The sequence below is a fragment of the Pseudorhodoplanes sp. genome, assembly GCF_046289595.1.
In the GTDB taxonomy this organism is placed as follows: Bacteria; Pseudomonadota; Alphaproteobacteria; order Rhizobiales; family Xanthobacteraceae; genus Pseudorhodoplanes.
Genome location: NZ_JBKBVB010000158.1, coordinates 1 through 8,793, shown reverse-complemented (window position 1 = coordinate 8,793; position 8,793 = coordinate 1). Strand labels below are relative to the sequence as shown.

Below are 8,793 nucleotides of genomic sequence, written 5' to 3'. Positions count from 1 at the left end.
CTTCACCTTGCGCATCACCATCGCCGCCTTGCCGAGGCCGAAGGCGAGCGTCACGGCGGTGCGGATCACCGAGACCGGATCGCGGCCGCGCAGCGTGTCGCTCGGCACCACATGCATGGCGGTGAAATGCTCGTTGTATTTCGCCGCGCGGCTGTCGGTGGCGAGCACGGTTGGGATGCCGCGCCGGGCCAGCGCCGCGCTCAGCGCCTCGGCGGGAAACAGGTGTCCGCCGGTGCCGCCGGCGGCGACCATGACAAGGGGCGATGCGGGGGACGGAGCCGGGAGGGTCATGGCGGAACTTTAGACGGCGATCGGTGCGGATAGAAGCGCAGCCCGGACGATTTCCCGCGCCCGCAGCCGGGCCTCAGGCCGAAGCGGCCCGCACCATTCCGCCGCGGCCAAGGCGTTCGGCGCGCGGGCGCTCGCGGGTCAGGGCCAGCACCATGCCCATGCCATAGGCGAGCGAGAGCAGCGACGAGCCGCCATAGGAAATGAACGGCAGCGTCATGCCCTTGGCCGGGATCAGGTGCAGGTTCACCGCCATGTTGATCGCCGACTGGGTGCCGAACAGGATCGCGAGGCCGGACGCCGCATAGCGCGCGAACGCATCCTGCGCCGCCATCGCCCGCGACAGCACCCGGATCACGATGAAGGCGAACAGCGCCAGCACGATCAGGCACAGCACGATGCCGAATTCCTCGGCCGCGACCGCGAAGATGAAGTCGGCATGGCTGTCGGGAAGGATGCGCTTGACCGTACCCTCGCCCGGGCCCTGCCCGAGCCAGCCGCCGCGCACGAAGGATTCCACCGCATTGTCGACCTGGAAAGTGTCGCCCGACGACGGATCGAGGAACCGCTTCATGCGGCGCGCCACATGCGGCACCGTCAGATAGGCAAGGCCGAGGCCGCCGAGCGCGGTGGCGCCGATCCCCGCGACCCAGATCAGCCGCATCCCGGCCATGAAGAACAGCGCGCACCACACCATCGCAATCAGCATGGTCTGGCCGACATCGGGCTGCAGCATCAGGAGCGTCACCACGAGGCCGAGCAGCACAAGCGCCAGGGTGTTGGCGGGCATGTCCGGCTTGCGCGCAGACTCCGAGAACAGCCAGGCGATCAGCACCACGAACGAGGGCTTGACGAATTCCGAGGGCTGGATGTTGACGCCGGCGAGCACGATCCAGCGCCGCGCGCCCTTGATCTCGGTGCCGAAGACCAGCGTCGCCGCGAGCAGGACGACGCCGATCGCAAACACGATCAGCGCCAGCCTGCGGATCTGCGGCGGCGACAGCAGCGAGGTGCCGAGCAGGATGGCGATGGCCGGGATCAGGTAGAAAATCTGCCGGTTGACGAAATGAAACGGATCGAGCCCGAGCTTGGCGGCGACCGGCGTGCTGGCGGCGAGCAGCAGAATGATGCCGGCCAGCATCAGCGCGCCCAGCGCCGCGAGCGTCAGGCGGTCCATGGTCCACCACCAGGCCGCGAAAGGCGAAAGCTGCGTGCGCGAAATCATGGACGCCCCCGGAGGCTCAAATTCGCCTGCCGGGGTTTAGGTTTGATTAATGAAGGTCTTCACCAGATCGCGGAAGCGGTCGCCGCGCACCTCGAAATTCGGGAACTGGTCGAACGAGGCACAGGCCGGCGAGAGAAGCACCACGGCGGGCTTGCCGGCGGCGAGTGCATCGCGCGCGGCATGGTCCACCGCAACCTCCAGCGTGCCGCACCGGGCAACCGGCACCCTGCCCTCAAGCGTTCCGGCAAAATCCTCTGCGGCCTGTCCGACCAGATAGGCCTTGGCGATGCGCGGAAAGAATTCGGCCAGCCCCGCAATGCCGCCTTCCTTCGGCAGTCCGCCTGCGATCCAGTAGATGTTGTCGAACGAGGCCAGCGCCTTGGCCGCGGAATCCGCGTTGGTCGCCTTGGAATCGTTGACGAACAGCACCGCGCCGTTGGTCCCGATCTGCTCCATGCGATGCGCAAGACCGGGGAAGCTGCGCAAGCCCTCCTGCAGCGTCTTGTCATCGACCCCGAGCGCCGAACATGCGGCGACGGCGGCCACCGCATTCTGCATGTTGTGCCGCCCGCGCAGCGAGCCAATGCCGGTGAGGTCTGCGATGTCCTCGGCCTCGCTGCCGCCGGTGCGGTAGATGTTGTGCTCGCCGCCGACATAACCGTGCGGCACGATCTCCTTGATCGAAATCGGCACGATCGTGCGCCGCATTGCCATCAGATTCTTCGCCATGCCGCGCCCGTAATCGTCGTCGACGCCGACGATGCGAATCTTGGCGCGGCCGAGGATCCGGCTCTTCACCGCCGCGTAATTCTCGATAGTGCCGTGCCGGTCGATGTGATCGGGCGTCACATTGAGCATGATGCCGACGGTCGGATCGATCGACGGCGCGAGATCGATCTGGTAGGACGAGCATTCAATCACGTAGTGACGTTCCGGCGAAAGCGGTGCGAGGTTGAGCACCGGCACGCCGATATTGCCGCCCATCTGCACGTCGCGGCCCGCGTGGCGAAGCAGATGCGCGATCAGCGCCGTGGTGGTGGACTTGCCGTTGGTGCCGGTGATAGCCACGAAGGGTGCATCGGGGGCGTGCTTGCGCCGCTCGCGGCAGAATAATTCGACATCGCCGATGATCTCGACGCCGTTGTGGTGCGCAAGCTGCGCCGACCAATGCGGCTTCGGATGGGTCAGCGGTACGCCGGGGGTGAGGATCAGCGCGGCGACCGTCGTCCAGTCGATACCGCGCAAGTCCGCCGTGCCGACCTTCGCCTCGGCTGCCTGCGCGACTTTGTGCGCGTCATCGTCGAAGGCGATAACATGGGCGCCGCCCGCGATCAGCGCGTGGCAGGTCGCAAGCCCCGATCCGCCGAGGCCGAACACCGCGACGGTCTTTCCGGCGAAGCTGGTGACCGGGATCATCGCAGTTTCAGCGTCGACAGCCCGATCAGCGCCAGCATGATCGAGATGATCCAGAACCGGATCACGATCTGCGGTTCGGTCCAGCCCTTCTGCTCGTAATGATGATGGATCGGCGCCATGCGGAACACGCGCTTGCCGAATAGCCGGAAGGAGATGACCTGCACGATCACCGACACCGCCTCCAGCACGAACAGCCCGCCGATGATGGCCAGCGCGATCTCGTGCTTGGTCGCGACGGCAATCGTGCCGATGAGGCCGCCAAGCGCCAGCGAGCCGGTATCGCCCATGAAGATCGAGGCAGGCGGCGCATTGTACCAGAGAAAGCCGATCCCCGCCCCGATCACCGCGCCGCATAACACCGCAAGTTCGCCGGTGCCGGCGACATAGTGGATCTGCAGGTAATCGGCGAACAGCGCGTTGCCGGCGAGATAGGAGATGAGGCCAAAGCTGAGCGCCGCGATGATGACCGGCACGATGGCGAGACCATCGAGACCGTCGGTGAGGTTCACCGCATTGCCGGCGCCGACGATGATGAAGGCGCCGAATACGATGAAGAACCATCCGAGATCGACGATCAGATCCTTGAAGAAGGGAAAGGCAAGCGACGTTGCAAAGGCCGGACGGCCGAGCTGGGCGATGGCAAGACAGGCCAGCACCGCAACGATGGCTTCCGCGGTCAGCCGCAGCTTGCCGGAGAACGCGGTATAGGCCTGCTGCTTGGTCACCTTCAGGTAATCGTCATAGAAACCGATCATGCCGAAGGCCACGGTGACGCCGAGCACGATCCAGACATACGGATTGTAGACATTGGCCCACAGGATGGTGGAAGCGGTCACCGCGAAGATGATCATCAGCCCGCCCATGGTGGGGGTGCCGATCTTGCTCTTGAGGTGAGACTGCGGGCCGTCCTCGCGGATCGGCTGGCCCCGGCCCTGCGCGGCGCGCAGCCAGTCGATGATCGGGGAGCCGGCGATGAACATGAACAACGCCGCCGTCATCAGCGCGCCGCCGGTGCGGAAGGTGATGTAGCGGAAAATGTTCAGGGCCGGGAACTGGTCTGAAAAATCGGCAAGCCAGGTCAGCATGCGGCGGTCAACCTTGCGCTGCGTCCATGGCGGTCCGCGGCGCGAATTTCCGCTGCAGCGCCTTGACGATCGGCGTCATTTTCGAGCCAAACGAGCCCTTGATCATAATGGCATCGCCCCCCGACACCGCACCGAGGATCTGCGGTTCGAGCGCCTCGGAAGAACTTGCATATCCGCCCCGGCGGCCGGGGGGAAGCGCCTCCCACAGATTTCGCATTTCCGGACCGGAACAGAACACCAGATCGATGCCATGATCGGCGATCGGCTCCGCAAGGCCGCGATGCAGTTCGGCCGATTGGGCGCCCAATTCCAGCATGTCGCCGAGAACGGCGATGCGCCGGCCGCGCGGACCGGTTTGCGCCTGTCCAAGGAGCGCAATGGCCGCGGCCATGGACACCGGATTGGCATTGTAGCTTTCGTCGATCAGCAGCGCCGGTTCACCCGCGGTCTCCAGCGTGATGCGGGTGCCGCGGCCGCTCGCCGGCTGAAGATCGGTCAGCGCCAAGGCCGCGAGCGCAAGGTCGGCGCCCGCGAGCTTCGCTGCCGCCAGCACAGCGAGCGAATTCATCACGAGATGCTTGCCCGGTGCGCCAAGCTTGTAGGTGACGTCGTCGCCGATAATGCGTGCCTGCACCGTGGAGGTCTCGGACTGCAGCATGCATTTGACGAGCTGTGCATCGGCGCCGGCTTCCTCGCCGAACGACACGACGCGGGAGACCCGCGCATCGAGCGCGCGGTCGCACAGCCGGTTGAACTGGGCATTGTCGCGGTTGAGGATGGCGATGCCGTCCTCGACCAGCCCTTCGAAGATTTCCGCCTTGGCGTCGGCGATGCCGTCGATCGATTCGAAAAACTCGATATGGACCGGGGCGATGGCGGTGACGATGGCGATGTCGGGCCGCACCAGGCGCGACAGCGGGCCGATCTCGCCCGCGTGATTCATGCCGAGTTCGAACACGGCAAAGTCCGCGTCCGCAGGGCAGCGCGACAGCGACAGCGGCACGCCCCAATGATTGTTGTAGGAGGCGGCGGATGCGTGGGTCTTGCCCTGGCGCGAAAAGACGAGTCGCAGCGCTTCCTTGGTCGAGGTTTTGCCGACCGAGCCGGTGACCGCGATCGCCTTGCCGGCGAGGCGCGCCCGCGCGGCGCGGGCGAGATTGCGCAGCGCTTCCAGCACATCGTCAACGACAAGCAGCGGCGCCCCGGCGGGGAGCGTGGCGCGCTTTGCCTTGGAGACCACGGCAAGGCCTGCTCCCGCCTTTAACGCGGCCTCGACGAAATCGTGGCCGTCGCGATTGCCGCCGGTGATGGCAAAGAAGGCATCGCCCGCCTCGAGGGTGCGGCTGTCGATGGAAATGCCGTCGGCCGTTCGCGGCAGCGGCCCCTCGCCGCGCGCCTGCATGGCCGCGGCCATCGCCTCCACGGTCCACAAGCCCTTCGCGCTCATCCCCTCCGGCTCCCCATGCCCCGCAAGGCCGTCGCGACCGCATCATGGTCGCTGAACGGCAATACCCGGTCGCCGACGATCTGGCCACTTTCGTGGCCCTTGCCGGCAATCACCAGTACGTCACCGCTTTTGAGGTCGGCAATGGCGGACCGGATCGCCTCGCCGCGGTCGGCAATTTCAGTTGCGCCCGGCGCGGCTTTCAGGATGTCGGCGCGGATCGCCGAAGGATCCTCGCCGCGCGGGTTGTCGTCCGTCACGATGACGCGGTCGGCCTTCTCGGCGGCGATCGCGCCCATGATCGGCCGTTTGCCCGCATCGCGATTGCCGCCGCAGCCGAACACCACGACGAGCCGGTTTTTCGCATAGGGCCGCAGCGCCTCCAGCGTCTTGGCCAATGCGTCGGGCTTGTGCGCGTAATCGATGAAGACCGGCGCGCCGCCGGATTGTCCGGCGAATTCCAGCCGGCCCCTGGCGCCTTCCAGATCCTCAAGCGCCGCGAAGACGGTTTCCGGCGCGGTGCCGGTCACAAGCGCAAGTCCGGCCGCCACCAGCGCATTCTCGATCTGGAATTCGCCGACCAGCGGCAGATGCAGTTCATAGCGGCGCTTCTCATATTGCAGCGTCAGCTTCTGCGCGTAACCGTCGATGCGGCTCTTCTCGATGCGGATATCGTCGCCGTCGCGGCCGACCGTGAACACACGCAATCCCCGCTTCGATGCGGCATCGATCACCCGCGCCGAAACCTCGTGATCGGCCGAGATCACTGCAGCGCCATCCGGCACGATCAGCTCCTCGAACAGCCGCAGCTTGGCGCGCAGATAGGCTTCCAGATCGGGATGGTAATCGAGGTGGTCGCGGCTGAGATTGGTGAAGCCGCCGGCGGCAACGCGCACGCCGTCGAGCCGGTGCTGGTCGAGGCCGTGCGAGGAGGCCTCCATCGCCAGATGCGTGACGCCTTCGCCGGCGAGGTCGTCGAGCATGCGATGCAGCGCCACCGGGTCGGGCGTGGTCAGCGAGCCGTAGGTCTCGCCCTTCGGCGACACCACGCCGATGGTGCCGATGCTGGCCGCCGCATAGCCGGCCGCCTTGAAAATCTGCCGGGTAAAGGCCGCGACCGAGGTCTTGCCGCTGGTGCCGGTGACGGCCGTGATGGTGCCGGGCTGGCGCGGATGGAGTTTCGCCGCGGCCAGCGCCAGCGCCCGCCGCGCATTCGGCACGACGATCGCCGGAATGCCGAGCCCTTCGGCCGGGCGCTCGGACAGGATCGCGGCCGCGCCCGCTCTTGCCGCATCGGCGGCAAAGCGCAGGCCGTCGTCGCGGGCGCCGGCGATGGCAACGAACAGGTCGCCCGGCTTGACCGCGCGGCTGTCGGCGGTGACGCCGCCGATGTCGGTGGTACCGGTGGCGGGGTCGGTCGCGGCGATGCCGTCGAGGATGTCGGAAAGCTTCATTGCCGCGATGTTTCATGCCCCGTGCGGCGGGGCAAGCGCCTTATTTCGCGCGGCGCGGTTGTTTTTACCGCGCGCCGGTTTTTGTCGCTCTGGCCGAAGCGGTTACGCCAAGAATCAGCTGGTCGGCCGGCGGCAGGTCGAAGCGCGGCTCGATCCCCAGCAACGGCGCGATCCGGGCAATCACCTTGCCCGCGGTCGGCGCGGCGTTCCAGCCGGAGGTGGCATAGCCCTTGGTCTCGGCCAGCGGTTGCGGCTCGTCGAGCATGATCAGGACCAGATATTTCGGCTGGTCGGCGGGCAGCACCGCGGTGAAGCTGGTCAGAAGCTTCGACTTGGAATAGCGCCCGTTGATCACCTTCTCCGAGGTTCCGGTCTTGCCCCCGACATAGAAACCCTTCACCTCGGCGCGGCTCGCCGATCCCTTCTCGGCATTGAGCCGCATCAGATAGCGCATGCGGAGCGAGGTCTCGGGCTTCACCACCTGGCGCGCGAGCTTGGCCGCCTCCTCCTCACTGCGCTTCAGGAAGGTCGGCGGAATAAGCTTGCCGCCATTCATCAGCGCATTGATGCCCATCACCGCCTGCAGCGGCGCGACCGACAGGCCGTGGCCGAAGGCGATGGTCACCGTGTTCAGTTCGCCCCAGCGCCGCGGCACCAGCGGCTCGGCGCTTTCGGGAATTTCGGTGCGCAGCCGGTCGAGCTGGCCGAGCTTCTTCAGGAATTGCTTGTGATGCTCGACGCCGAGCCCGAGCGCCATCCGTGCGGTTCCGATATTCGACGAATAGGTGAAGACTTCCGGCAGCGACAGCACGCGGCGCTGGGCGTGGAAATCGTTGATGGTGAAGCGGCCGTAGCGCAGCGGCTGGCGGGCATCGAGCGCGGAGCCAAGCGTGTATTTGCCGGAATCGAGCGCCATCGCCACCGTCAGCGCCTTGAAGGTCGAGCCCATCTCGAACACGCCGGTGGTGAGCCGGTTGATGCGGTCCTTGTCCAGCGCCTCGCGCGGATCGTTCGGATCGTAATCGGGCACCGACACCATGGCGACGATCTCGCCGGTATTGACATCGGTGACCAGACCCGCCGCGGCTTTCGCCTTGAATTTCGCCCGCGCCGCAAGCAGTTCAGCGCGCATGGCGTGCTGCACGCGAAGATCGAGGGCAAGCTCCACCGGCTTCTGCAGGCGGTCATTGGCGAAGCCGAGCGAATGCAGGTCGGCGAGGCCGTTGCGATCGAGCCATTTCTCGATTCCGGCGATGCCTTGATTGTCGATATTCACATGCCCGATCAGATGCGAGACCGACGCGCCGTTCGGATAGACTCGCTTGTTCTCGGACCGAAAGCCGATGCCGGGAATGCCGAGCCGGTGGATCTGCTCGCGCTGCGCCTTGGTGATCTCGCGCCTGAGCCAGACGAAGCCCTTGCGCGACGACAGGCGCTCGCGCAATTCGCCCGCATTCATGTCCGGCATGGTGGCGGTGAGCAGTTCCACCGCCTCGTCGACATCGATGATGCGGCGCGGCTCGCCGAACAAAGATGGCATGCGCACATCGGTCGCCAGCACTTCGCCGTTGCGGTCGAGAATGTCGGGCCGCGCGGTGGCGACGATATCGCCCGAGGCGCGGCGCACCTGCTGGCCGTCCGCGGCCGCGCCGAGATAGACCATGCGGCCGGCGATCACGGCATAGACGCAGGCAAAGCCCAGAATGATGACGCCGATGCGGGCGCGGCTCTTGGCGTCGCGGTCGATGCCCTGCCCGTAGAGCAGCCGCTCGATCAGCCGGGGCTTGCGCGGCGCGGCCTGTTCGCTCTGGATCATCGCCCGCTCCCGGCGCCGACCGAACCGGTCGTCGCGGCGTCGTCCGCGCCGATCAGCGCCGCGAT

Annotated in this window: 7 protein-coding genes; all 7 read right to left on the bottom strand. The window is 66.5% G+C overall.

Features of this window, described 5'->3' with window-relative positions; translation table 11 throughout:
• Positions 1–291, bottom strand: a 291-nt coding sequence (locus ACK41X_RS21550; RefSeq protein ID WP_409727722.1) for a glycosyltransferase, incomplete at its 3' end; no start/stop codon positions are given.
• Positions 292–364: 73 nt separating this feature from the next.
• Positions 365–1,513 carry a putative lipid II flippase FtsW gene (gene ftsW, locus ACK41X_RS21545; RefSeq protein WP_409727719.1) on the bottom strand — a complete coding sequence of 383 codons (1,149 nt, stop codon included), beginning with the start codon at positions 1,511–1,513 and terminating at the stop codon, positions 365–367.
• A 36-nt stretch (positions 1,514–1,549) separates the two neighbouring features.
• Entirely contained in the window at positions 1,550–2,929 is a 1,380-nt protein-coding gene (gene murD / locus ACK41X_RS21540; protein WP_409727716.1) for a UDP-N-acetylmuramoyl-L-alanine--D-glutamate ligase, read from the bottom strand.
• On the bottom strand, positions 2,926–4,014 hold the full coding sequence (mraY, locus tag ACK41X_RS21535) for a phospho-N-acetylmuramoyl-pentapeptide-transferase (RefSeq protein WP_409727713.1): 1,089 nt from the start codon (positions 4,012–4,014) through the stop codon (positions 2,926–2,928). The genes murD and mraY overlap by 4 nt, the downstream gene beginning before the upstream one ends.
• Before the next feature lie 7 nt (positions 4,015–4,021).
• Positions 4,022–5,461 carry a UDP-N-acetylmuramoylalanyl-D-glutamyl-2,6-diaminopimelate--D-alanyl-D-alanine ligase gene (locus ACK41X_RS21530; RefSeq protein ID WP_409727710.1) on the bottom strand — a complete coding sequence of 480 codons (1,440 nt, stop codon included), beginning with the start codon at positions 5,459–5,461 and terminating at the stop codon, positions 4,022–4,024.
• Positions 5,458–6,912: a UDP-N-acetylmuramoyl-L-alanyl-D-glutamate--2,6-diaminopimelate ligase gene (locus ACK41X_RS21525; protein ID WP_409727707.1), complete on the bottom strand. Its 1,455-nt coding sequence runs from the start codon at positions 6,910–6,912 to the stop codon at positions 5,458–5,460. Before ACK41X_RS21525 ends, ACK41X_RS21530 begins: the two co-directional genes overlap by 4 nt.
• A gap of 64 nt (positions 6,913–6,976) precedes the next feature.
• Entirely contained in the window at positions 6,977–8,728 is a 1,752-nt protein-coding gene (locus tag ACK41X_RS21520; RefSeq protein WP_409727704.1) for a peptidoglycan D,D-transpeptidase FtsI family protein, read from the bottom strand.
• Between the last annotated feature and the right edge of the window lie 65 nt (positions 8,729–8,793).